At 61.5% G+C, this 24,091-nt stretch carries 19 protein-coding genes and 2 pseudogenes; 7 read left to right on the top strand and 14 right to left on the bottom strand.

Features of this window, described 5'->3' with window-relative positions; translation table 11 throughout:
• Positions 1-74 precede the first annotated feature (74 nt).
• A complete protein-coding gene (locus tag ACT53T_RS18345; protein WP_476162317.1) occupies positions 75-2,270 on the bottom strand; it encodes a TonB-dependent receptor in 2,196 nt (731 codons plus the stop codon).
• Between the two features lie 189 nt (positions 2,271-2,459).
• Positions 2,460-3,989, bottom strand: coding sequence for a nitrogenase component 1 (locus ACT53T_RS18340; protein ID WP_476162316.1), 1,530 nt, complete (start codon positions 3,987-3,989; stop codon positions 2,460-2,462).
• Between the two features lie 485 nt (positions 3,990-4,474).
• Here ACT53T_RS18340 and ACT53T_RS18335 point away from each other — a divergent pair, with 485 nt between their 5' ends.
• From ACT53T_RS18335 to ACT53T_RS18320, 4 genes are all read left to right on the top strand, one after another.
• On the top strand, positions 4,475-5,503 hold the full coding sequence (locus ACT53T_RS18335; RefSeq protein WP_476162315.1) for a FecCD family ABC transporter permease: 1,029 nt from the start codon (positions 4,475-4,477) through the stop codon (positions 5,501-5,503).
• Positions 5,496-6,296 (top strand): ABC transporter ATP-binding protein, encoded by an 801-nt coding sequence (locus ACT53T_RS18330; protein ID WP_476162314.1) that lies wholly within the window; start codon positions 5,496-5,498, stop codon positions 6,294-6,296. The genes ACT53T_RS18335 and ACT53T_RS18330 overlap by 8 nt, the downstream gene beginning before the upstream one ends.
• A 565-nt stretch (positions 6,297-6,861) precedes the next feature.
• Complete coding sequence (locus ACT53T_RS18325) at positions 6,862-7,251, top strand: hypothetical protein (protein WP_476162313.1); 390 nt, start codon at positions 6,862-6,864, stop codon at positions 7,249-7,251.
• A gap of 78 nt (positions 7,252-7,329) precedes the next feature.
• Positions 7,330-9,540, top strand: a complete 2,211-nt coding sequence (locus tag ACT53T_RS18320) for a TonB-dependent siderophore receptor (protein WP_476162312.1) — start codon at positions 7,330-7,332, stop codon at positions 9,538-9,540.
• Positions 9,541-9,919: 379 nt separating this feature from the next.
• Here ACT53T_RS18320 and ACT53T_RS18315 read toward each other — a convergent pair whose 3' ends face one another.
• Positions 9,920-10,261: a hypothetical protein gene (locus ACT53T_RS18315; protein ID WP_476162311.1), complete on the bottom strand. Its 342-nt coding sequence runs from the start codon at positions 10,259-10,261 to the stop codon at positions 9,920-9,922.
• On the opposite strand from ACT53T_RS18315, the gene ACT53T_RS18310 reads away from it, so the two are divergent.
• The gene (locus tag ACT53T_RS18310) at positions 10,241-11,977 is read left to right on the top strand and encodes a serine hydrolase domain-containing protein (protein WP_476162310.1); all 1,737 of its coding nucleotides are present in this window, start codon (positions 10,241-10,243) and stop codon (positions 11,975-11,977) included. The two genes, ACT53T_RS18315 and ACT53T_RS18310, sit on opposite strands and share 21 nt — an antisense overlap.
• 317 nt (positions 11,978-12,294) lie before the next feature.
• Here the strand turns inward: ACT53T_RS18310 and ACT53T_RS18305 are convergent, their stop codons facing one another.
• The 4 genes and pseudogenes from ACT53T_RS18305 to ACT53T_RS18290 all read right to left on the bottom strand — a co-directional run bounded on the left by ACT53T_RS18305 (position 12,295) and on the right by ACT53T_RS18290 (position 15,400).
• A complete protein-coding gene (locus tag ACT53T_RS18305; protein WP_476162309.1) occupies positions 12,295-13,500 on the bottom strand; it encodes a PepSY-associated TM helix domain-containing protein in 1,206 nt (401 codons plus the stop codon).
• A 441-nt stretch (positions 13,501-13,941) separates the two neighbouring features.
• Positions 13,942-14,670, bottom strand: coding sequence for a TonB-dependent receptor domain-containing protein (locus tag ACT53T_RS18300; protein WP_476162367.1), 729 nt, complete (start codon positions 14,668-14,670; stop codon positions 13,942-13,944).
• Positions 14,659-15,054 (bottom strand): annotated as a pseudogene (locus ACT53T_RS18295) (YrrC family ATP-dependent DNA helicase); the annotation flags it as partial. The pseudogene ACT53T_RS18295 and the gene ACT53T_RS18300, both read right to left, overlap by 12 nt.
• Positions 15,044-15,400 (bottom strand): WGR domain-containing protein, encoded by a 357-nt coding sequence (locus ACT53T_RS18290; RefSeq protein ID WP_476162308.1) that lies wholly within the window; start codon positions 15,398-15,400, stop codon positions 15,044-15,046. The pseudogene ACT53T_RS18295 and the gene ACT53T_RS18290, both read right to left, overlap by 11 nt.
• 714 nt (positions 15,401-16,114) lie before the next feature.
• On the opposite strand from ACT53T_RS18290, the gene ACT53T_RS18285 reads away from it, so the two are divergent.
• Both ACT53T_RS18285 and ACT53T_RS18280 read left to right on the top strand, forming a co-directional pair.
• A complete protein-coding gene (locus ACT53T_RS18285; protein WP_476162307.1) occupies positions 16,115-16,969 on the top strand; it encodes an alpha/beta hydrolase in 855 nt (284 codons plus the stop codon).
• A gap of 593 nt (positions 16,970-17,562) precedes the next feature.
• Positions 17,563-17,796 (top strand): hypothetical protein, encoded by a 234-nt coding sequence (locus ACT53T_RS18280; RefSeq protein WP_476162306.1) that lies wholly within the window; start codon positions 17,563-17,565, stop codon positions 17,794-17,796.
• Here ACT53T_RS18280 and ACT53T_RS18275 read toward each other — a convergent pair.
• The 7 genes and pseudogenes from ACT53T_RS18275 to ACT53T_RS18245 form a co-directional block, all read right to left on the bottom strand.
• On the bottom strand, positions 17,793-18,899 hold the full coding sequence (locus tag ACT53T_RS18275; protein WP_476162305.1) for an MFS transporter: 1,107 nt from the start codon (positions 18,897-18,899) through the stop codon (positions 17,793-17,795). The two genes, ACT53T_RS18280 and ACT53T_RS18275, sit on opposite strands and share 4 nt — an antisense overlap.
• A gap of 4 nt (positions 18,900-18,903) precedes the next feature.
• Positions 18,904-19,368 carry a MerR family transcriptional regulator gene (locus ACT53T_RS18270; RefSeq protein ID WP_476162304.1) on the bottom strand — a complete coding sequence of 155 codons (465 nt, stop codon included), beginning with the start codon at positions 19,366-19,368 and terminating at the stop codon, positions 18,904-18,906.
• Between the two features lie 482 nt (positions 19,369-19,850).
• A complete protein-coding gene (gene aroC / locus ACT53T_RS18265; protein ID WP_476162303.1) occupies positions 19,851-20,936 on the bottom strand; it encodes a chorismate synthase in 1,086 nt (361 codons plus the stop codon).
• Positions 20,937-21,045: 109 nt separating this feature from the next.
• A complete protein-coding gene (locus ACT53T_RS18260) occupies positions 21,046-21,894 on the bottom strand; it encodes a class I SAM-dependent methyltransferase (protein WP_476162302.1) in 849 nt (282 codons plus the stop codon).
• Positions 21,895-21,914: 20 nt separating this feature from the next.
• Positions 21,915-22,442 carry an aromatic-ring-hydroxylating dioxygenase subunit beta gene (locus ACT53T_RS18255; protein WP_476162301.1) on the bottom strand — a complete coding sequence of 176 codons (528 nt, stop codon included), beginning with the start codon at positions 22,440-22,442 and terminating at the stop codon, positions 21,915-21,917.
• On the bottom strand, positions 22,442-23,692 hold the full coding sequence (locus tag ACT53T_RS18250) for an aromatic ring-hydroxylating oxygenase subunit alpha (RefSeq protein WP_476162300.1): 1,251 nt from the start codon (positions 23,690-23,692) through the stop codon (positions 22,442-22,444). Before ACT53T_RS18250 ends, ACT53T_RS18255 begins: the two co-directional genes overlap by 1 nt.
• Positions 23,693-23,977: 285 nt before the next feature.
• Positions 23,978-24,091: pseudogene (locus ACT53T_RS18245) on the bottom strand (IS5/IS1182 family transposase); the annotation flags it as partial.

Genomic DNA, 24,091 nt, shown 5'->3' with positions numbered 1-24,091 from the left:
CGCCGCCAATCCCAGGCCCAGGATCGGCAGGAAAGCGAGGCTCACAGTCGTGAAAGAACGCAATCTTCGTCCCTTTAGAATTTCGCGGTCGCCGAAAAAGCGACGGTGCGCGGCGCTCCCAGCATTTCAGTCTGCTGCCAATAGGATGCGTTGGCGATATTGGTCATGTCGACGCGCCAGATCGTCTCCGTATCGAAAATGCGGGTCTCGTAGCGTAGCCCGATGTCGCCGGTCACGTAAGAGGGCAGCCATTCGATCGCGCGCACATTCGTCGGCGCGAAGACATTCCCGACCTGTGGGCCGACATAGTTGAAGCCGCCTGTCAATGTCAGCCCCGGCACGAAGGGCAGGCGATATTCGACATAGAGCTTCCCCATGTTTTTCGCCGAGCCTGCGGGAGGCTGGCCGAGAAGATAGAATGTGTTGGTCTGGGTGATCTTCGCATCGAGCAGCGTGAAGCCGCCGGTGACGGTGAGATCATCGAATATCTTGCCGGTCGCCGTCATTTCGAGACCGCGATGAAGCTGCCGCCCATCATTGGTGAATGTGTAGCTGGCGCCATTCGCTTTGTAAAAGGTGTTGGCTTTGTCGATCTGGAACAGAGCGGCAGTCAGAAGAATTTGCGAGATATTGGCTTTCGCGCCGATCTCGACCTGCTCGCTGGTCGTCGGACTGAGCGCCTGACTGGCGTTGGTCACTGGCAATGAGGAGAAGCTGGTCGAGGCGGTTCCGCCATTTTGGAGCGATTGGATGTAGGTTCCATAGCCGGTCAGCCAGGGCAGCGGCTTATAGATCAGGGAGGCGGTCGGCGTGAGCCTGGTCTTGTCGAAATAGCTCGACACCGTTCCATTGGTATTGAAATTCGTCGCCTTTATATTGGCGAGGCTCGCGCCGGCGAGCAGCGACCACTGATCGTTGAAAGCGATGTCCTCGCCGATGATCCAATTCGTTTGATCCAGCTGCTGCTGTCGGAAATACGGTTGCGCGCCATTCGTGAAGATCGGACGCGTGACATAGACGGGATCAGCGGAAACAGGAAAAGATCCGAGGCCCTTGAATAGCGTGTTGTCCTGATGCTGGCGTAGCGAGTAGCTGGATCCGTAGAGTCCGAATGTCGTCTTGGCTTTTATCGGGAGAAGGTCGAGGTCATAGTCGGTGAAGGCGTACCATGCCTGATTTCGTTGCACATGCGGCGCATTATAGAGAGATGCGAGTGAATAGGAGTATGAACCATTGCTATAGGCGATATTATCGCCCACATAGAGGTTCTCGCTCTCAATGTCGACATATTGATAGGCGGCGCGAAATTTCATATTGCGCGTCACGTCATAGGTGACATTGGCCCCGAGCACGTCCATGTCGTTCTTGTTGAACGTCCATGGCTGGCCATAATTTTTCGCGGGATCGAGAATGCTCGCGCTGAAATGCGGGAAGGTTCCGTTGAACGATCCCCAATCGGCGAGCGTGCCTTTCTCGTAGATATGCTGATGCGAATAATTGAGCTGAAACAGCAGCTTCTGCAGCGGCCGCCAATCGAGCGCGCCGCTGACGAGCCATCTGTCGACGAAATTGTCGTCGATCGCCGTTTCGCCGCTGCTCTTCACGAAGTTGAGCCTATATCCGAAGTCGCTTCCCTTCTCGAACGGGCCGCCGAGGTCGACATGCACAAAAGGTTGCGAGCCGCCATAATTGCCGAAAGTCACGCTCGAGAACGGCGTGGGCGTCGGCCGCTTGGTGATGAAATTGACGAGTCCGCCGACATGCGCCGGTCCATAGAGGAAGCCGGAGAGGCCGGAGAGAACATCGACGCGCTCCTTGTCCTCCAAGGGCAGGATGAGATCGGTGACGCCCGACATGTTGAGGCCGTCGATCTGGCTGAAGCCGCTCTGCTGCTTGACCCCACGGATAAAGATCGCCGAGCCGTAGCCGCGCCCCTGCCCCATATTGAGCTGGGTGAGCGGATTGACGCGGAATACCTCGTCCGTCGTCGAGAAGACGCGGTTTTCTATATAAGGAGCACTCACCGAATAGACCGAATAAGGCGTATCCTGTAACGCCCTTTCGCCCCAAGGGCCGGTCGTCGACGTCGCGTCGAAACGATAGCCGGCCGCGGCGCCGCCATTCGCGCCACCGCCTCGGTGATCGCTGGCGGCGCGCGTGGCGGCGATATCGATCGGAGGAAGCGTCGTCGGTTCCTGCGCGCTGGCTCGGCCGAGCGAGCCCATGATGGCGACGACCGAAGCGCTGGCCAGCAGAGCGCGAGCGATCATGCAGCTCGCAGAATGTGTCGTGGTCTTCATCCTTCAGCACCCCCGTGGTTGCCGCTCGGCGGCCGGACTGAGATTCGCAAGCCGTGACGCGGAGCACATCGATGAGAGACGCACGGACGCGCGTCCCCGCGCCGCGAAGGTGCGACTTTCAAAGCTCCAGTCATGGCTGAAAATATCGACGCAGAAACGTCACCAAGGCGGCTGAACGAGATCCCGCCAAGTCGCATTCATCGCGCGGTCGAGAGCGGCCGCGAGACACGCGAAGCCATCATAGCCCCAGAAGGCGTTGCCCTTTCGGTCGAAGAAAGGCGAGAAGGGAAGCGCGACCTGACCGCGTTTGCGCCATTCATATTCGCCGCGCGTTTCGCCATTGCCGAAATGCATCACGAGATCGGGCTTCGCTTCGGATATGTACGAGTCGATCGCTCTCTCGTCTGGATCGTCGCCGCAGCATTTCAGGCGTGGCGTGCGCTGCTTGCCCGTCTTGCCTGTCCAGCCCGATGCGTCGCCGATGCGGAGCCCGAGAAGACGATAGGGCTCGAGCTGCGCCTCGGTCATCGGCCGAAAGAACAGAACCAGCTTTCCCTCTAGCCGCGGCCGATAAAGCTCGATGGTCTTCGCTACGAGCGCCTCGCCCTTCACGATCGCCGCGTCGACGCGACGCGCGACACGGCGATCGAAGCGCTTCGCGATGGACCGCAAAGAGGCCGTCGTCATGGACGGGCTCTCGAAGCATGTCCAGACGATCGGCGTCGCGAACCATCGATGCAGCAGATCGGCGTAGCCGCCGCGCAATCGCTCATCGAGCGCGTCCGCCTTGCTCGCGAATCCAATCACCAATTTGCAATCGCTCACGCGGGCGAGATCGATCGCAGATGATTGCGTCATCTCATGAACAGGCTCGAGGCCGATCTCCATCAGCAGCTTGCTGACGATCCAGACGAGCGCGGTCGCCTCCCGGGAATAAGGGAGAACCACGCGCTTGCTGCTGCTCGTCGCGAGCGGATGCAGCAGCTCGGCGGCGCGCAGCGCGGCCGCGGTCTCGACCACCCAGGACCGGTAGCCGCAGAGCGGCAGAATCAGCCTTCGCTGCTCCGCCATTTTGGTTTTCGCAATTCCGGCGATATTGGCGCCGAGCGCCGGCATCGGCTCCTCGCTCGCGATGACTGTTCCGCGCGCCAGTGGAAACAGCTCCGCGATTTCGTCGATCGCGCGAGCGAGGCGGCGGTCGCCGGCGTCGCCGATATCCTCGCTTCGAAGGTCGGTGCAGGCATGAAGCGCGCCGAAGCTCTCGACCCCTTGGAGATGGCCGGGCGCCGTCAGGCGCATGGTCTGCCCATAGGCGCCGCAGCCGACCGGGCCGTGATCGAGCGGGACCATATCCAGCGCCGACGCCCAGCTCGCGACCGTATGGCCGAGCAGACCGCCAGAGCAGAAGTCGATTTTTCCGGCGTTCGGATAGGAGGGCGGCGTGCGCGTTTCGATCGTCTCGAAATGACCCGAATCTCGCCGAAGATCCCGAGTCGGGCGCGCCTTCGCGGGCGACTTTGGTTTCCGGCCGCGAGGATCCTTTTTGTAAAAGCGCTCGCAGGACTCTTCGACTGTCGCGAGAGGCGCCGCGGCCGCCATCGAAGGGACGCCGATCGTGCCTTTGAGGGCTCCGATGCGCCAACGGATCGGCTTTTTCTGCGGTTTCGGAAGCAGCGGGTTGCGAGGCACGGCGAGCTCGAACGAAAGGGCGACGCCATATAGCCAACAGAATAGCTGAAAGCAGTCAACGCCTTTTTATTTGTCTGAAAACGAATAGATATTTTGTCCGTTATGTAACACAATTTTTGGACAAATCGATATTGGAGGCCGGACGCCGCCGCGCGCGCATGGCGTTCGTCCGAGATCCTGGCGGAGCCCGCCGCCGTCCACGGTCTCCGCTGCTGTCGAGGGACACAGAACGGCATCCCTTCTCCCCAAACGTCCTCTCTTTATCGAAGCCGTTCGATGTCGCTCTTCGCTATTCCGCTATTTGTCCGACTTCGCGCGGTTGTGACCATAGGGCGCCGAAGCAGGCGACGAGCCTGTGCCGCATGTCGAGGGCACGGGCGCTCGAAGAAACGGCTTTTTCTCGTCGAAAAATCAATATAACGTAATTACATAGATAGCGCATTTCAGCGCGCAGGTAGGACCTTATGATGGGGATTGGGTCGGAAATGCTTCACAAGCCGGGCGCCGATCATGTTTCCATCCTTCTCTCGATAGCCATTGCTCTCCTCATGCTGTTTTCGCTGACTCTGGGCCGCTATCCCGTCCCCTTCGCCGATGTCGCGCGCATCGTCTTCACCACCTTCCCGATCAACGCCGTTGGCGATTACGAGAACGCCCCCTGGGTCGTCGTCGAGATCGTGCGCATGCCGCGCATTCTGCTCGTCACGCTCTGTGGCATGGGGCTCGCCATGTCGGGCGCGGCGATGCAGGGCGTCTTTCGCAATCCGCTCGTCGGGCCGGAGATCGCCGGCGTCTCCTCCGGCGCCGCGCTCGGCGGCGTCGCCGCCATCATGCTGTCCTGGCCGCCTCTCGCCATTGTCGGCCTCGCCTTCGGCTCCGGCCTCGGCGCGCTCGCCGCCGCTTTCGCGCTGGCCCGGCTCACGGGACGCGCCAGCACGCTCGCTCTCGTGCTCTCCGGCGTCATCGTGGGCGGCTTCTGCGGCTCGCTCGTCGGCCTGTTGCAGACGCTCGCCGATCCGCTCGTGAAGCTGCCCTCCATCGTCTATTGGCTGCTCGGCAGCTTCGCCGGCGCGACCTATGACAAAGTGGCGATCGTCGCCGGCGTCACGCTCTTTGCGGGCGCGGCGCTGCTCGCTTTGCGCTGGCGCATCAATCTGCTCTCGCTCGGCGAGACCGACGCCGCGGCGCTCGGCGTCAATGTCGAGGCGCTCCGCTGGGGACTGATGGGCCTCGTGGCCCTGCTCGTCGCCGCGCAGGTCTCCGTCTCGGGCGGCGTCGGCTGGGTCGGGCTCATCGTGCCGCATCTCGCGCGCATGCTGGTCGGGCCGGAGCATACACGCCTCTTGCCGACCTCCGCTTGTCTCGGCGGCATTTATCTCCTCGCCATGGACGATATCGCGCGCAGCGCGACCGAGCAGGAGATTCCGATTGGTCTGCTGACCAGCGCGGTCGGCGCGCCGATCTTCGCTTTCCTGTTCTGGAAGACGCAATCGAAAGGCTGGATGCGTGAGTGAGCCGGCGATCGCCCTTACCGACCTCGGCTATTTCTATCGGCCGAACCAATGGGTGCTGCGCCATTGCGACATGCGCGTCGCACGCGGCCGCGTCTTCGCGCTGCTCGGCCCCAATGGCCGCGGCAAGACGACGCTGCTGCATCTCCTCATCGGCGCGCTGAAGCCCTGCGAGGGCTCCCTTACGGTGAATGGGCGCATCGCCTTCGTGCCGGAGCTCTTCGAGGTCACCTTCGACTATACCGCGCTCGACATGGCGCTGATGGGGCGCGCGCGAAAGATCGGCCTGTTCTCGCAGCCCTCGCGCGCCGACGAGGCGGCGGCGCTCGCCGCGCTCGACCGCTTCGGCATGGCCGACTACGCCGAGCGACCCTTCGGCGAGCTCTCGGGCGGCCAGCGCCAGCTCGTCATCTTCGCGCGTGCGCTCGTCGCGGAAGCCGATATTCTCGTGCTCGACGAGCCGACATCGGCGCTCGACCTCGAGAACCAGTCGCTGGTGCTCGAGCGCATCTCCGCCCTCGCGCGCGACGACGGGCTGACGATCGTGATGACGACGCATCATCCGCATCATGCTCTGGCGGTTGCCGACGAGGCGCTGCTGATGCGCGGGCAAGGCGATTATCTCGGCGGCAGGGCGCACGAGATTTTGACCGAGGACAATCTCTGCTCGCTCTATCGCGCGCCGCTGAAGCGCATCGCTTTCGAGCATGACGGCCGCGAGATCGAGACGATCACGCCGATCCTCATGGCGAAGCCCGCGCGTCATCGTTCCGACGAGACACTCAGCGCCGAGTGAGAGGCTCGGGTATGTCTGACGCGGCCTCGAGCGACGCCTCACGCGAATCGCGGCCCGTCGCGCCACGAGCCGCCCCGGGCCCGATCACGCCGGAATCTCCGTAGCCGCACTGCGAGGCGTTCCATGTCGCCAAGCGGCTGGCCATCCAGCGCGGCTTCGATGGGGTGGAGGTTCCTCGACCTCGAGGCCTGGTCTATTCGCGCGCGGATTTCGTGAATGAATATTGGCGGCGCGAGCGACGCGAGAAGCGCCTCGCCTTTCAATATTACGAGCACGACGTCTCGCAGGTCGCGAGTTATCACGGAAACTTACGCCTTCACGCGCCGCTCCCTGCGTCTACTATCCTATAGACTCGCCACGAGTGCGACCGTCCGACTCTTCCCGATCCGGCGTCCGATGACAAGCGCCCCGGATCTGCGCCGCAAGCGTCACGTCCATGTGGCAAAGGCGCCACAGCGCGTCGGAATTTCGGGCCCAGCGCTCGGGTGAGAGTTTCGTGAGATATTCACATGCGAGGAACCGACGCTCGGGTCGATCGGTCCGGCCTCCATGGGTCAAATCGCTGATGCGATGTTTTCGGCAGCTGCGGCTTTTCACGCGCGCGATTCTCGTGCTCGCGGCCGCTTGGCTGCTCGTCGCCCAGACCGCGGCTCCCGCGCCGTTCTCCGCCGAGGCGGAGATTCTGCGCACGAATTTGGTGCAGGCGAGCGACTCCGGACAATGCGACGGCGAGCGCGGGCATAAGCACGATCATCGGCGCGATTGTCAGACTTGCTGTCTCGCCTGTCCGGCGGCGGCCGGCCTTCCGCTCGTCTCCGCTCGTTCGGACGCCGAACTTCCCTCTCCCGTGCGAGACCTCACGCGTATCGCCAATATGCCCTCTGAGCGAACCGGCGGCCCCCCGCTCGGTTGGGGTGGCAGCTGGTGCTCGCGCGCGCCTCCCTTCTTCTCCTGAACCGACGGCGCGGCCTTGCGGCTGCGTATTCCCCACCTCGGTCGAGACGGCCCAGAGCGGCCGCTCAAGGAGAATTTCATGCTACGTTCCAAACGGCGGGTCTCCGCCTCTTTCGGCGCGCTGACGATAGCGCTCGCTTCACCCTCCTTTTCCTTCGCGCAGGAATCCTTGCCGACGATCGAAATCGGCAAGGATATGGCTGCGCGCGACAGCGCTCGCCCGCGGGCCGCCGTAGGAGAGGCGAATGGACCGCAGTCCTACACTCGGACCGATACGAACCTCGCGACGCGCACAGATACGCCGATCATGAAAACGCCGGTCGATGTGGTCGTCGTTCCGCAACAGGTGCTGAAGGATCAGCAAGTCATCACCATCGACGACGCGGTCCAGAACGTCAGCAGCGTCTATGCGACATCGATCGGCGGCCTGCAGTCCGGCTATCAGATCCGCGGCTTCGACACATACAAATATTTCATCGACGGCGTCCGCGTCGAAAATTACAACACGCCTATAAGAGAAGAGACCGCCGACGTCGAGCAGGTGGAAGTGCTCAAAGGGCCGGCGTCGATCCTCTACGGTCGCATCAATCCCGGCGGAATCATCGAGCTCACCACCAAAAAGCCGCTCGACGCTCCCTATTACAGCATTCAGCAGCAGATCGGCTCTTTTGCCGATTATCGCACCACACTCGACGCGACCGGCCCGCTGACCGCCGACAAGAGCATCCTCTATCGCTTCAACGCCGCCTATGAGAACGATCAGTCTTTCCGCGAACTCGTCCATAGCCACCATATATTCCTGGCCCCGCGCATTCACTGGGAGCCTTCCGCCGACACGCGTTTCGACCTTTATCTACGCTATCTCGACGGCTCCGGCCCGCTCGAGCTCGGCACGCCGCTGCTCGTCGACGGGAATGGAACGCCGAGAGCGATCGCGCCCATCTCGCGGTCACGCAATTACGGAGAGCCGGGAAGCCAATTCGACAATACGAATATCCGTGCCGGCTTCAAATGGACGCATGATTTCTCCGCCGACTGGTCGCTCACCCATCGTTTCGACGCCAATTTCATCGACAACAAGGGAGTGGCCCTCCTTGCGATCGGCCCGTTCAACGCCTGCGGCGCAACGTCCTGCACGGTCGAGCGTATGATCAGCAACCCCGACAGCAAGGAGCAGAATTATTACACGAGCGTCGACGTCACCGGACATTTCTCGACCTTCGGCCTCGCCCATACTCTGCTCGCGGGAACGGATCTCTCGCTCTATCATCGCACTGGAACGCGCTCGTTCAATTTCTCCGCTCCGTCGATCGATCTCTATAATCCGGTTCACACCGGTCTGCCGCTCTATCTGCTCGGCGCGCCCGATTGGAGCTATTCTCTCGAGAAGCATCAGAGCCTTTTCGGACTCTATCTCCAGGACCAGATCGAGCTGCCGTATAATTTCCATGTGCTGGCAGGCTTTCGCTACGACAATGTGCGCTCGCTCGGCACGCAGACGGTTTATGCGCCCTCGCTGCAGATCTCGAGCGGGCGCGAGGCGCAGGCGGTGATCAAGCCGCGCGTCGGCCTATTATGGCAGCCGATCCCCGAAGTGAGCCTGTTCGGCGATTATGTCGAAGGCTTCACGGCGAATATTTTTTCAAATGACTCGCCTTATCAGTACAATCTGCCGCCGGAGGAGGCCCGCCAATGGGAGGCCGGCGTCAAGACGAGCCTCTGGGACGGCCGACTGACCGGCACGGTCGCTTGGTTCGACATAGAGAAAATCAACGTCCCGTCACCCGCCTCCGATCCGATCTCCGCGGCGCTGGGCATCCAGGTTCCGACTGGCGCCGTTCGCAATCGCGGCGTCGATGTCGACGCTTCTGGACAATTGACGCCGGAGCTGAAATTCATCGGCAGCTTCTCGTATCTCGATGCGAGGATCGTCAAGGACGACACAGGCAACAAGGGTAATCGCTTTTATGGCGCGCCGCGCTTCAGCGGCAGCGTCTGGGGCGTCTATGAGCCGCAATATGAGCCCCTGCGTGGTCTGGCGATCGGCGCCGGCGTCTATGCGCGCGGCGACACGCCGATCAACAACGGCAATACCTTCCTCGTGCCCGGCTATGCGACAGTCAATTTCATGACGCGCTATTCCTTTGCTTGGCAGGGAACACGGCTCACTCTGCAGCTCAATATCAACAATCTCCTCGATAAAACCTATTATCAGGTCTTCGGCGGCGGCTGGAATGTGTCTCCGCAATCGCCGCGGGCCTTCACTGGCTCGCTGAAAGTCGAATTCTGATCGAACTTTCCGGCGTGGCCGGCTTTCCAGGGCCGCGCCGCAGCCTACCCTATGGGAGCGGCCCCATGAAAACTGATTTGGGAGCCAAATCGCGAGACCAGCGTACAGCGAAAGGTGGAAGGATCGGGCCGATACTACGAAAGCTGCATTTCGGGCTCGGCCTTCTCGCCGGCGCCGTCTTCGTCGTCATCGGTCTTTCGAGCCGCCTGCTTCTTCGCCGCCGGAAGGGGAACTCCGCCATAATCGGCCGCTCGATTTACGCGAACCATAGGTCGACTGAGCATGGGCGCAGTGGCGGGTCGCGCATAATGAGCATCGCCGTTTAGAATGAGATTGCACGCCTATTTGCATTTTCCAATTCCGATGAACTGGTTCACGCTCAGGAACGTAAAATCGCGCCAGAAGCTGTCGAATCCGTAACTTGTGTCGTATGGCGTTTCGCGCCAGAATCGCGCCCTAGAAGTCGCCGACGCTCGACTTTGTCGGAGCATCCTTGCTTGCGGGGCTCACGGTCGTCCCCGAGCGGTGATGCCGCCATGATTTCGTAGAAGGGATTTGCAAAATGCGGCGTTTTCGTTTCGCGCGGATGGCGGGGCTTTTCCTGCTCGCCGTTGGCTTTTTGTTCGCGGCCGGTCTCAGCGTTTTGGCCGAGCCCGCCACCGTCGAGGAAAGAGATATCGCTGAGGTCGTCGATCCGATCATGAAGGAATGGCTCGACCATGGCGGCGCGGGCGCCGTCGTGGTGGTGGTGGATCGCGAACGCCCGCTCTTTTCCAAGGGCTATGGCGTCGCCGACAAGGAGGCGAGCCGCCCCTTCACCGCCGATCGGACGCTGGTTCGTCCGGGCTCGATCTCCAAGCTCTTCACCGGAATAGCGGTGATGCAGCTCGTCGACGAAGGAAAGCTCGATCTCGACACGGACGTCTCCGACTATGCCGGCTTCTCCATTCCGACGCCGCCGGGCGGCCGTCCTGTTACATTGCGCCTCCTGCTGACGCATCGCGCCGGCTTCGAAGAGCATTTCAAGGATCTCTTTTCCCGCTTGGTCGAGCCCATGCCGCTCTCCGCCTGGGTCACGAAATCTCTGCCACTTCGAATTTTTCCCAATGGCGATGTCACCGCCTATTCGAATTACGGCATGGCGCTCGCCGGCTATGTCGTCGAGCGCGTCTCGGGTGAGAGCTTCGTCGATTATGTCGAGCGTCACATTCTCGCACCGCTGCGCATGGAGCGCGCCACCTTCCGCCAACCGCTGCCGGAAGCGCTCGGGCCGATGATGGCGAAAGGCTATCGCGGCCGCGGCCTGCCGCCGGTCGATTATTTCGAGACCATAGCCGCCGCCCCGGCTGGCGCGCTGACGGCGACGGGCGAGGATATGGGCCGATTCATGCGGGCGCTGCTGAGCGGCGGGGAACTCGACGGCGCGCGCATTCTCCCATCTGCTCGGCTCGAGCAGATGTTGACGTTGGCCGAGCCGGGCGCCGAGGTCGGACTAGTCTTCATTCTGCGACGCCTCGGCGGCGTCGACGCCGCCGGCCATGGTGGCGGCACGCAGGCCTTTTTCAGCGATCTGGAGCTGTTCCGCGACAAGGGCCTCGGCGTTTTCGTCTCGCGCGACGGCTTCAGCGATCAGCCGCAGCCCCAGGACATCGCGCGGGCCCTGGCGGATCGCATCGCGCCGCGAGAGGCGTTCTCAGCTGTCTCCCCGGCCGACCCGCGTCTCGCCGGCGCCTATCAGGGAAGCCGCCGGGCGCAGACCAATTTCCTGAGCGTCTTGGCGCTGGTGGGGCAGCAGGTCATTCGCGTCGAGGCCGACGGCGGCCTGACGCTTCGGCCGGCCTTTTGGCCCTTCGGCGCGGGCCGCGCGATGAAGCCCGTCGGCGCCAATGTCTTCGAGGGATCGAGCGGCTGGCGCTTTTCGGCCGTTCTCGGGTCCGAGCCCTACTTCAACGGCGGCGCACAGCGGCTGGAGCGCGCCCCCTGGCCGATCGACGCTCGCTGGGTCGTCCCCGCCTTCGCGGCTAGCGTCGCATTTGCGCTGCTGTCGCTGCTGGCCTGGCCTCTCGCCGCCCTATGGCGGCGCTGGCGCAAGCGATCGTCCCGCCTGCCGGCCGCGGATCGTCATCGGCTCGCTTTCGTCAGATCAGCGCTGCTCGTCGATCTCCTCGTCGTCGGGGCTCTCATCATGCTCGCCGTGCGAAACGACGCCAGCCTTTTGAACGACTCTTTCGATCCGGCGCTGATCGCGATCTATGTTTTGGCCTGGCTCGGCGTCGTCGGCGCCGCATTCGCCGTTTTCGTGGCTGTCGATTTCTGGCGCAGGCGGGTCGGCGGGAGGTGGACGCGCCTCCACCAGAGCGGACTTGCGGCGAGTGGACTTATCATCGCTTATGTCTTCCTGATTTTCCACATCGCCGGAACGACGCTGAATTATTGAGAGCGACAGGCCGTGTAGAATCGCGCCCCTTGCCTTCCCCCGTACCGCGCCACAGCGAGACGGTTCGCCGACAAGCTGGCGCGGTATACGACCGGCGTCGTTTAGAACGTCAGCGCCTAGCTGACAATCAACCCGCCGATGACGGACAGCATCCCTCCGGCGGCGGCCGCTTGGCGTTGATTGCGGTTTTTTTGAGATAGCTACCTGACAGGTGGCGCGATGGTCGTGTCCGCTTCTATATACAAGTGGACACAATCGCCGATGTCGCGCAACGATGACGATCCTACGTCTCTCTCTGTCAGCGTTCGCTAACGTGATCATATTCGCCTTAGCGCTACAGCATCCCGGGCACGGCGTTTTTGCCGCCAGCGGATGATGCCGGTAACGAAAACGAGCGGCCAGCTCAGCCCGAAGAGAAAAACCGCGATGCGCCCCGGCCAGCCGAACACATAGCCAGAATGCAGCGGCCACTGCCATGCGACGAAGCCATCACCGTTTCCGGCGAGGGGATCGTTCACATGCAGCACGTCCCCTTTGTATCGATCGATGTAAATCGTACGACGGCCCTCGATACCCCAGCCGACCGGGAACAGTTGATGAATGCGGACCGAGCTGTCGGGAGCTTGTGGGGGAACCAAGGCATAGACGCGCCCATCAGGGAAACGCCGCGCAACGATTTCGAGCGCATCATCGAGCGAAACCGATAGTGTTCCATCGGGCGCCGCAGAACGAAGCTTGTCCGCGTTCGTAAGCGGCGAGAACAGTTCGACCACTGTGCGAAACTGCGTCGGCAGATTGAAGTAGACCCCTGAAAGCAGCACGGCGATAGCGACAGGCAGAAGGAAGACTCCTGACAGGCGATGGATATCGTAGTTCAGCCGTTCCGATTTCGCTGGCCATTTCCAGGTGAAGGCGCCACGCCATTTGCCGTTCCGGGGCCACCAAAGCACGACCCCCGTCACGGTGGAGACGAAAGCGAGGACCGCAATTATCCCCACCGCAATATCGCCGGTTCCGCGGACGAGCAAAGCGTAATGCAGCCTGAACAAGAATGCGACGAAGGCGTCGTCGAAGGGATTGCCAGCCGCGTACCAGCGGCGCGTTCCCGTGACCTCGGCTCGATAAGGATCGACGAAGACATGACGGGTCTCGACATCGTCCGAACCGGGCGCTTTGATTTGGTAATAGAAGAGGAAAGCCTCGTCGTCGCGCTGGGGCCAATAGCAAAAGCCGAGCTGCGATCCGACGGGGATGGCCTTTCGCGCCGCATCGGCGATTTCTTCGACGGGACGCCACGCCGCCTTGCCTTGCGCCGGCGCGGTGACGATGCGCAGTTTCGGATTGAGCGCTTCGTCGATCTCATGGAAAAACACGAGCGACGAGCCGGTGACGCCGATGATCGACAGAAAGAGGCCCAAGGCGAGGCCGAGCCAAAGGTGAATTTTCAGCCATGCCGCGCGCCAGCTTCGGAGCGTCTTCGGCCGTGCGGCAGGCTGGTGCGATGACAAATCGAGTGTGGTCAAATCGGCCTCCATCAGTAGCATATACATTTGAACCCTCACCGCGACGAAGTGCAAAGCAGCGATCCCGACGCATGCCGCCAGCCTGCTCCTTCGTGGCGCACCGCAGCTCGAATTGATCGGAGCCGCGGTAGCTTCATAGCATTCATTTCAATTTTTTAGAATTTCACCTTCATTGGGCCCACGAAAGTCCGCGCATTGAGCCCACGAAAGTCCGCGGAGCGCCGTAATAGAAGTAGATTCCGCCGCCGGTAGCCTCGAAATATCGATATCATTGATATTTTTGACGTTGAGCTGCGCCTCGACAGGCACGCCCGCCAGAACCGTTCTATATCCGAACATCGTGTCGACGCAGACATAGCCCGGGAAGCTGCAAGGAGTTCGTGTTGTCGCCCTGACGGTCTCCATTCGCATAGAAGCCGGCGCCGAAGGTCCAACCCTCGCTCAGGCCCGGCGCCGTATCGTATTTGGCCCATAGATGCCAGCGTTACGCGGCACGCCGGGCCAGCACTTTCCGAGAGACGCGCCGGCCCCTGTCGTGTTGTCGCTGATGATGATCGTGTCGTCGTAGGTGTAGCTGCAGAAGAGGCTTATGTTGTCTGTGATCTGCCCGGCCAGGTCGAATTCCACGCCGCTGCTGCGGACCTCGCCCGTCGCGACCGAGAAGCCGGGATGAAGCACGTCGGCGGTCAATTGATTGCTCATGGTGAGATCGAAATACACGACAGAGCCCGTGCGCCGACCGTCGAAGAGACTTGCTTTTGCGCCGCCCTCCCACTGTTCGCCCTTCTGAGGCGGGAACGCCGAACCGTCGAAGCTTATCGCGGAATTCGAAAAGCTGAACGATTCCGAGTAGCTCGCGAAGAACGAATATTCGGGAGTGAGCTTGAACAGGATGCCGATGTTCGGCGAAAATCTCCGCTCGGTCGGATTTCCCTTCCACGGTGGATTGTAATGGCCGTCGCAAATCGTCAAGATCTCGGTCGACGCCACGCCCGGCGGGGGCGCTACTTTCGTATTTTCGCTCCCGCTTGCTGAACCAGTTGTCGAACCTGACATCGATTTGTACGTCGAGGCTGTCGGGAGGTGATCACGGCGACTTTGGAGCTCACACCATTTTGATCGCTGCGCGCTGCGACGGCGCGAGAGTCTTTCCCGTCCGCTTCTGAAGATGCGCGCCGCGCGCGAGGTTCCGACGCCATGCGCGTGCAGAAACTCCATAATGTCGCACACGGCCTTCTGCGCGGCCCCGCCGGAGGCAATCCTATTGGCGCGGAACTCTCCGATCCCCGAGACCTCCTTCAGCTTTTCCGGGGTCGCTTCGATGGTTTCGAACGTCGTCACGCAATCGTTGATCCAGACGCCGACGGCGTGAATATATTCGCCCGCGGAAATCGATGCGGCGCGGCCGACGACCGGCACGAGATCGCGTTTGCCGTGGGCTTTGATCTTCAGGACCGCGAACCCATTCTCCTCATTGTGGAACGTCGCGCGCTCGACCGAGCCGACGAGCGTTTCCCGCGAGGCGCCGCTCTGCGGCGGCTGCTCACTCTTCATGGCGGGGCTCGGGCGCTTCCGTGGGTTTTTGGCCGCTCGATAATCTGAGCGTCGCCAAGAGAAGCTGCGCCGCGGGCGAGGAGTCGACGACGCGATATTCGACCCCGCAGCGCTGAACCGCGCCCTTCCGGCGGCGCAGCCCGTCGCGCACATAGGCGCGCGCCTCGTCCTCCGATCCGAATTCGCGCGCGAATGTTCGGCCCCGGCAGCCGATCCGGCCGAAGGAGACGCGCACGATCCAGGATCCGAACAGATCGCGCCCGGCCTCGACGCGCCAGGAACGATGGCGGTTCGCCTCGGGACTTCGGCCCTGCAACGCAATCGCGATCTCGTCCATCGCCGCCATGCCGGCCCTCCGCGCCGCCGCTTCGCATTCGAGTAAGAGTGAATCACGAATGGGAATCCGGAGCAAAGGAAGAGGGAAGACATGGCTACGCTAGCGCTGTCCACGCCGGCAACGGCGTGTCGCCGAGGCTCCAGCGCGTTCCGCGCGCCCTTGCAGCGCGGCCGTCTCGTGGTCGGCGGCGTTTCTCGAGCGCGCGACGCCGCTCTGGCGGCCCGACCGCCGAGAGAGCACGAAGAATTGCCTCAAATACCGACGCGGATAGGGAGAAATCCTGATCGTCAATCACGAGGGCCGCGGCTGGTGGGACCCTCAGAGCGACGCGAAGGGCGATGTCTTCGATCTCGTTCAGCGTCTCGAGCCGCGCCTAAATTTCGGCGAAGTCCGCAAAGTGCTGCGCGGTTTCACCGGCGTCGCCCCGCGATTTCCCAGTTTCCAGAGCTTCCGAGGAGAGTCGAGGCCCGCGCTCGCGCTCGCCAAGCGCTGGGAGCGACGCCCCCAGCTGCAGCCGGGTTCGACCATCTGGCGCTATCTCGCCGGCGCGCGCGCTGCCGCGAGGCGTCCTCGAACGAGCGCGCGCCGCTATTCTGGCGTCGAGACCGGATGTGATCTATTTTCGTTTCCACCTTCTGTGAAGCTCTCGGGCGAAGCGGCGCGGAGATAATGGGGCGAGCGACGCGGTCTATGCTCGTATTTGGGCATGGGGTTCGAAGACGGATGAGATTTTTACATTTCCTCTACGCCGGTGTCGGCGCGATGGCGCTGGTTCCGATCGTGCTCATCGGCCTCGTTGATGCGCTGACGGCCCCCGCGCCAGCGATCGTAAAGGCGCCGGACGATCTATCTGTGACGCGCTTCATGCTCGCCCCGAACGGCGGCGTGAGCGTAGAGGGCTGGTTCATCCCAGGCGCGCCCGAACGCGGCGGCGTATTGCTGTTGCATGGGGTGCGCGCCAACCGGCTCGCGATGATCGCTCGAATGCGCTTTTTGAACGCGGCCGGCTATTCGGTCGCGGCAATCGACTTTCGCGCGCATGGCGAGAGCACGGGTGACCGAATCTCATTCGGTCGAGACGAGAGCGCGGACGCTGCCGAAGCGCTCGCCTATATGCGGGAGAAGCTGCCGGGCCGAAAGATCGCCGTGATCGGACAGTCGCTCGGCGGCGCTGCGGCATTGCTCGGACAGGGGCCGATCGCGGCCGACGCCTTCGTGCTGGAGTCGGTCTATCCTGACATCGAGCGCGCCATCGACGACCGAATGACCGCCCCTCTCGGTCCGCTCGGCCATCTCGTGACGCCAGCCCTGCTGCTCGTCGGGCAGACGATGACGGGCCTCGATCCAGCGCTGTTGCGTCCGATCGACCGGATCGAGAAGGTCCAGGCGCCGGTTTTCATCATTTCGGGAGTGCGGGATCCGAACACTCATATCGACGAAGCGCGCGAACTTTTCGACCGCGCTCCAGAGCCGAAAGCCTTCTGGGCGGTAGAGGGCGTCGGCCATGAGGACATCTATTTCCGAACCAACGCCGAATATCGGGACAAAATTCTGCGGTTTCTCGATCAATATCTCTGATAGGCGCTCAGGCGTCGAGGCGGACAAGAGGGCGCGGGCGCTCCGTGAACGAGCGGGCGCACGAGTCGGTGGGCGAGCCCGATTGCCGCCGAGGAGCGCCCGCATTACTCCCTCACGGCGCTCGCCGTGACGATCCGCGCCGCCCAGCAGCTCCTGCGAACACCCAGCACGAGAATATGCGGCAACGTCCGCCAATCCGAGTTCGGCTCGGCGCTCGACCAGCTCGACGAATCGCACGATCCGCTCCAGTGGCTCGACCGTAGCAAGATGGCCTTTCTCACCTGGCGCGAAACGAAGCGAAACGCCGAGAAACGCCGACCAAGACCAATGCCCCTTGCGCGATCAACGCCGCGAGGGTTCGTCGCTGCGCTCCCGCCCGTGCCGTGCGCCCTTGCCCCGTCGCCCGCGAAGGCGCGTTTCTTTCCTCGTTTCTAAAAAATATCAGCGATTGCTCGAGCTCAGAATCGACGGGGCTCCGCGTCAGCAATATCCGATTGTTGCAAAGCTCCCGCCATTTGATCGCTGGCCGATTATTGAGCGGGGAGCGCCGGCGCGGCAGAGGGGGCGAGTCCGAACCGACCGAGAGTCTGAATATGAGTGAGAAGCATCTGGGTCACGCCGTCTCTTTGGCGACGATTTTGTTGAGTACGCGCGAGCAATTCGCTCGCGCGCTGCGTGACGCTGCGATGGCGAGCGTCAGGGCGAGGTCGAGAGGTGCAGGCTTCGACCCGCCGATCATCTCCCGTTACTTCCTCGAATCGCACGTCGACGACGCGCTCTATCCGCAAGGGGACAAGCGCAGATTATCACGGAAGCCGGAAACCTAGGCAGTCTCGCCGGGAAGGATTTGCGGGAGCGACCGCTGATCGAGGAGATTTACGCCGAGCGCCACAAGCGTACAGGCGCCGAGCAGGATCGCCGCGTCGACGGTGTCGGCTCGTCCGATCCAACTTGCGACGACTGGTGCCAGAACAAGAAGAGCGCCATTGTTCATCGATTCCGATGACGCCAGTACAAAGCCCGCGTCAGATCCAGCTCGGCTCGCCTGAACAGCGGTGTTGGCGGGGGCGGCGAGACCCGAGGCAAATCCCCAAAGAGCCAGAAGGATAACTGCGGTTCCGCGGCTGGGCTCGGTTGCGAGGAACGCGCTCTGCGTAAAGAAGATGAGGCCGATGGCGAAGACCAGCACAGTCTCGGGCCGTCCGGCCCAGGCGGTCAGCCGTCCGATTGCGAGATTGCCTGCGGCGAGCCCGAGACCGAAGGCAGCGACGGAAAGGCCGATGACGCCCGTGGAAAGACCGTAGCGGCTACGCAGAACCTCGCCGGAGATCAGATAGCCGGCGATCGTCGCGCCGAGCCAGAATCCCTTGGAAAGGTTGGGCCGGAGGATCGCGCCGTCGAGCAATCGGGCCATCGACGCCTTGAGCGGGCGACTCTGCCGCGCGATGGATGGCGGCAAAATGCGCGCCGCCACGATGAGCACCGCGATGCAGCCACAGGCGACGGCAATGAACGGCGCTCGCCAATCATAAGCTTCGGTCAAGAGCCCCGCAAATGTCGGACCCGTGGCGATGCCGAGGGTCAAGCCAAAGAGGACCAACCCCATGGCTCCGGCCTGACGTTCTTCGGGAACGGTCTCGGCGATCAAGGCGAAGGCCGTCGGCGTAAGCGCCGCTCCCGCCGCGCCGCCGAGCGCTCGGGCGACGATCGCGAAGGAGAGCGAGGGAGCGAAGGCTACAGCCAGCGCATCGGCGGCAAGAAGCGCCAGCGCCGGCAACAACAGACGCCGCCGACCGATCCGATCGCTGAGGAGGCCGATGAGCGGAGCGAGTACGGCATAGGACACCGCGTAGGCCGAGACGAGCCAGGCGATATCGGCGGGCTTTGCAGCAAAGGCCGACGCCAATGGCGTCAGCATCGGCGCGAGCATGAATTCAACCGCGCCGACGAAATAGACGGCGAGCGCCAGGGTGGCGAGGGTGAGCGAGGGCGATGGGGTTGGATTCGGTTTCGGCATGGACAAGCGCTTCCGGTAAGTTGATGTCGTCCTGACCGGAGGCAGCCTTCAGCGTGATGAGAAGCTTCTGGCGGCGGGTTTCGAGATCGGCTATTTGCCGTTCGATCGCCTCGAGCTTCAACCGATGTGCAGCGGCCACCTTCGGACAGGCGGTGACCGCGGCGGGATCGTCGACGATGCAGTTGAGAAATGTCGCGATTTCGTCCGTGGTGAAGCCGAGCCGGATCATCCGGCTGATGCGGCGCACGAAAGCCACGTCGGCCTCGTCGAAATCACGATAGCCGTTCTCCTCGCGGGTGGCGCGGATCAGGCCGACTTTCTCGTAATGACGGATGGAGCGCACGCTCGCCCCAGTCCTTCTTGCAACGTCTCCGATCTTCATCCGCCCTCCTTCCGCATGGCCTAGCCCCTGACATCAATGTCAGGGTCAAGCGCTAAACATGAGAGGTTTTACCGTGCGACGGGAAGAGGGGGCGTTCATGATTTCAAAAGGCTCCGTTCGCGTTAGGAGGAAATCTCTGCGATGGATTTCAGGGTCGAGCGGTTTGATCGCGCCACAGCGTAGCGTCCTGGAATGGGCCGTTGATGATGGTAACGAGCTTGCTTGGAGCAACGGTGAGAGGGATTATTTTCGGTTCTCCGATGGAGACGCGCGCTCGAAAAGCTTTGAGCGCCGGACCGCAGTGCGCAGCGATCATCGCTCTCGTGAAGACCACGGCGGTCACTGCGCCGCACGTCCGTATTTGCCCGGCCGTTGACCGGATCGCGTCTCCAGTGGGCGCGCCTCGCGAAGCCGCTTCGTGTCGGTCCTCCAGCGGAGATACTTCGGCTCGCCGCGTGACGCCAAGTTCCCGCCATTCGACGCTATCCGACTTGGCCGCGATGCCGCAGAAACTGATCGGCGAGCACGATCGCCATCATTGCTTCGCCGACTGGCACGGCGCGAATGCCGACGCAGGGATCGTGCCGGCCCTTCGTGACGATTTCCGTGTTTCCGCCGAGGATGTCGATCGTCGCCCGCGGCGTGAGGATCGACGATGTCGGTTTGACAGCGAAACGCGCCACGATAGTCTGCCCTGTCGAAATGCCACCGAGGACGCCGCCGGCGTGATTGGAGAGAAAGACCGGTTTGCCGTCGTTGCCCGAGCGCATTTCGTCGGCGTTGGCTTCGCCCGAGAGTTCCGCGGCCGCAAAGCCCGCTCCGATTTCAACTCCCTTGACGGCGTTGATCGACATGAGAGCGCTCGCGAGTTCGGCGTCGAGCTTACCGTAAATCGGCGCGCCCCAGCCTGCGGGGACGCCTTCCGCGATCACTTCGATCACGGCGCCGACGGACGAGCCCGTTCTCCGCGCCTCGTCGAGATAATCCTCCCAACGCCGCGCTGCTTGTGGATCCGGGCAAAATAGCGAATTTCTGCCCACCTCGCTCCAGTCGAAGCGCTCACGATCGATTCTGTCCGAGCCGATCTGCACGAGCGCTCCACGAATCGACACGCCCGCGACGACTTTACGGGCGACCGCGCCCGCTGCAACGCGCGCGGCCGTTTCCCGCGCCGATGCGCGTCCGCCACCGCGATAGTCACGAATTCCGTATTTCGCACCATAGGTGTAGTCTGCATGACCGGGACGGAATTTGTTCGCGATCTCGCTATAGTCTTTCGAGCGCTGATCGGTGTTATCTATCATCAAAGCGATCGGCGTACCCGTCGTCATCTGCCGGCCATCTCCGTCCGTCAAGACGCCAGAGAGAATTTTCACGTCATCCGGCTCCCGCCGTTGCGTGGTGAAGCGCGACTGACCGGGGCGGCGTCTATCGAGCGCATGTCGAATTTCTGCTGCCGTCAGCTCAATTCCGGGCGGACAACCATCGACCACTACCCCGAGCGCCGGCCCATGGCTCTCGCCGAATGTCGTGACGCGGAAGAGGTGGCCGAAACTATTATGAGACATGCAGACTCCAGCATTCTTGCGCGGACTCGATCTTGTCGCTGTTTCCGCCACGCGGCCGAAGGATGAAGAGACGTCCCGCCGCGTCGCTCTGCGATCCGATGGGCGCCGTTTAGTTTCGCACCGGAGGACGCTTCCTCAAATGCAGGTGAAGAATACGAACGCCTTCCAGTAGGTAGCCGTCGTCCTCTGCGACGTTCCGGAGATCGCGGTCGAGCGCTTCTATCTCTGGACTAGTCGCGAGCCCGAATTCTTGCAGCCGATCACGAATCTGAACGAACGAACGCCAGATCAGGCTCTTTTGACGGGGAGTCCTGAGCGCCGGTTGCGTGAACTGCGCCGCTTCGATGTCGACGTCGATGTTCTGCACATATGTCCAAAGAGGCTCCGCGCAATTGAATTTGACATTTATTCTCTCGCCCAACCTTTCGAGCAGCTCGACCGAACGGGGGACGGAGGGGTGATGCGGAATCGAAAAGCGCCGTGTCGTCGGCTCCTCGATGATAATCGAGCCGTTGTCCTTACACAGCGATAAGACGTTTTCGAAAAATGTCGTCCAATTCGTGATATGCGCGAGAACGAAGCGACAGTAGACGACGTCGAACGCTTCTCCGATGTCCAGCGTGGATGTCATGTCATGGCGGATGAAGCGAATATTGTCGATCCCGCGCTCGTCCCGTCTTTGGAGACAGACGTCGATCTGAGCTTGCGACTCGTCTATCGCCACTACAGCTCCGTTGCGCGACCTGACCTGATCGGTGAACCAGAACGCCATTTGGCCGTGCCCGCATCCGATTTCCAACACGGACCGAGCATTGTCAGGAAGCTGGCTCGAGATGAAGTCTCGACTCGCGGGATCGTATAGCTCCGTCAATATCTCCAAGCGCTCTCGATCGGCGTAGCCGACATCGTGGATATAGGCTTCGCTTTCACTCTTCGAATAGCCGTCGTGGTTCTGCATGGTTTTCACCGTGAAAGGTCTCAGATGATGATGCTGATGCGTCTTTGCTTCGAAATCGACTCATGGTCCAATTGCACCGATCGCTCGCGGATACGAAACTCGGCTTCATGCGGAACGAGCCGATATCTCGCGCTGCCGACGAATTCCCAGGATTCGTGATTTCGAAATTGATAGACGACGAAATTCACTCTCACGACGATCTCTTCCGTCGGAGGCGCCAAAAATCGCAAGTTGGACACCAAGCGGCGCGTCCGCGAGCGCGGTTGTTCCATCCAAGTCGACGCGCCCGCGAAATGCCGAACGCGCGCCCGCAGTCGGTCATAGTCGTCCAAAATGAGGCAGAGAGCTTGCTCAGGCGCGCTTTCGGCGTGGCGCTGCAATGGAGCGACGATGTAGCGCCCGTCCGGTTCGAAAAGCTCGAACCAGTCTTCGAGGCGCCAATCATCGAGAAGGTCCGCTTCCAAGGCGAGAAAGGAAGTGATGCGGCTTACGATGTCCGGAACGATCGGGACTGCGCTCATATAGGGAACGACGAATGTTGCTGTCATTACGGCTGCTCCACATAATTGGCCCATTCGCGCCAGAAAGCTCTGTTCTGCTCTTCATCTGTATGATTTGTCGTGCCGATGCTCATGCCGCGTGAGAAGTCGCTGTAGCCGATGCCCGCGTGTGCATACGACCGCTGGCAGGATTCCAGAATTTCAACGTCGTCGGGCGTTCCGAAACCACCTGGCCCAATGAAAGAGATCAGCGCGCTGACGCGCATGGCTCTTTCTTCCGGCGTCTCATTCGAAAATCCGGCGCCCCAGACGGTCACTTCGACTTCGTCGGGAGACGTCGGGAAAAAAGTCCGGATGTTCAATCCGAGGATGTCGTTGATGACCAGATTTGGAAAAACGAAAAGGCTGCGGTTGGTATGAGCCATGTCTTCCGCGCGGCTTTGTCCGACACGAGCGACGAGATCATCGAATTTCTTATCGATCGATGCCTTCATGTCCGGCGGGAATAGGGGACTCCAATAGGCAATTGGCCGTCCAGTCGAAGGCGGCCCACTCTTAATGACAGCATGGCCGCCCCCGAGAGCATAGCCGATGCCGCTGCGCTTGTGCGAGTTCGGATCAGTGCCGAGCGAATCGAGAAGTTCGAGAAATCGCTTGTGGGCAAACGGTAGATGATAAGCATCGACGCCGTTTTCAGCGAGCAGCTTCCAATTGGCTCGGATGGAATGATGAAGATGTTCGGGCAGAACTTCGACGGAGCCTTCGGACTGATCGCAGACGAGGTCAATGTATTCCTTCGCGCCTCCGAGATAGGAGGCGAGGCTTGCCGACGGGGCGCCGAAGCTGATGAAGAGAAAGCCGCGATAATCGTCGAGCTTGATTTGCGGCAAGGAAGGGGCGGGCAGTCCTTCGCCGATGCGTCCATAAGCGGACCTGCCCGGCACGCCGGTGAGAGCGCCGGACGTATCGTACATCCAGCCATGATAGGGACATGCAAATCGATTCGTGGTTCCTTTCGTGTCCGCGCAGACGACGGCGCCGCGGTGCGCGCAGGCGTTCAAGAACGCGAGCGGCGTCTCGGAAGCTACGTCCCTGACCAAGATGACGGGCCGACCGCCAATCTTGCGTGTGAGAAAGTCGCCAGGCTTTTGCAACTCGCTCGCATGACCGGCGTACAGCCAGCATTTGTCGAATATTCGCGTCAGCTCCCGGCGCCATGTGTCTTTACATACATAGACTTGCCGATGCACCCTAAAAAAATTCTTGTTGTCTGTCTCGACGAATTGTCGTGGCGTCATTCGAGTCTCCCGAGAACAATGCCAGGGCGAGCCTCTATTTCCGTAAATACCTCCATAAACCGAGTAGCATCAAAGCTCGACCAACGATAAAATAATATCGCTTCTTGCATAAAAATAGCAATGCTGTAATTAATTATAGCAGATATAACGATTTATTTTAAATCACCACTGTAATAGACCGTGGACGGCGGGTCCGTGTCGGGCGCGGTGAGGCGTGTATTGTTCTATATTTTTACACTTTGAGCAATGGTTCCTTTCAGCAGGTGCGCGTGCTAGGCTCAGGACTCATTGATTGAGATAGAAGGCGACGGCGGCGGCGATACATATAGCCGAGAAGAAGGCGTGTGCGCATCGATCGTAACGGGTGGCAATGCGGCGCCAGTCTTTGAGCTTGGCGAA

The sequence above is a fragment of the Methylosinus sp. DMC45 genome (genome assembly GCF_056313885.1).
Note: the sequence above shows the minus strand (reverse complement) of the source record. Positions and strands in the feature narration are given on the sequence as shown.

Coding starts and splice junctions, on each gene's coding strand:
- ACT53T_RS18250 (WP_476162300.1), bottom strand. CDS start 23,692: ATGACGCCACGACAATTCGTCGAGACAGACAACAAGAATTTTTTTAGG.
- ACT53T_RS18345 (WP_476162317.1), bottom strand. CDS start 2,270: ATGATCGCTCGCGCTCTGCTGGCCAGCGCTTCGGTCGTCGCCATCATG.
- ACT53T_RS18285 (WP_476162307.1), top strand. CDS start 16,115: ATGAGATTTTTACATTTCCTCTACGCCGGTGTCGGCGCGATGGCGCTG.
- ACT53T_RS18275 (WP_476162305.1), bottom strand. CDS start 18,899: ATGCTCGCGCCGATGCTGACGCCATTGGCGTCGGCCTTTGCTGCAAAG.
- ACT53T_RS18260 (WP_476162302.1), bottom strand. CDS start 21,894: ATGCAGAACCACGACGGCTATTCGAAGAGTGAAAGCGAAGCCTATATC.
- aroC (WP_476162303.1), bottom strand. CDS start 20,936: ATGTCTCATAATAGTTTCGGCCACCTCTTCCGCGTCACGACATTCGGC.
- ACT53T_RS18255 (WP_476162301.1), bottom strand. CDS start 22,442: ATGACAGCAACATTCGTCGTTCCCTATATGAGCGCAGTCCCGATCGTT.
- ACT53T_RS18280 (WP_476162306.1), top strand. CDS start 17,563: ATGAGTGAGAAGCATCTGGGTCACGCCGTCTCTTTGGCGACGATTTTG.
- ACT53T_RS18335 (WP_476162315.1), top strand. CDS start 4,475: ATGCTTCACAAGCCGGGCGCCGATCATGTTTCCATCCTTCTCTCGATA.
- ACT53T_RS18320 (WP_476162312.1), top strand. CDS start 7,330: ATGCTACGTTCCAAACGGCGGGTCTCCGCCTCTTTCGGCGCGCTGACG.
- ACT53T_RS18270 (WP_476162304.1), bottom strand. CDS start 19,368: ATGAAGATCGGAGACGTTGCAAGAAGGACTGGGGCGAGCGTGCGCTCC.
- ACT53T_RS18315 (WP_476162311.1), bottom strand. CDS start 10,261: ATGGTCGAGCCATTCCTTCATGATCGGATCGACGACCTCAGCGATATC.
- ACT53T_RS18310 (WP_476162310.1), top strand. CDS start 10,241: ATGAAGGAATGGCTCGACCATGGCGGCGCGGGCGCCGTCGTGGTGGTG.
- ACT53T_RS18290 (WP_476162308.1), bottom strand. CDS start 15,400: ATGGCGGCGATGGACGAGATCGCGATTGCGTTGCAGGGCCGAAGTCCC.
- ACT53T_RS18325 (WP_476162313.1), top strand. CDS start 6,862: ATGCGATGTTTTCGGCAGCTGCGGCTTTTCACGCGCGCGATTCTCGTG.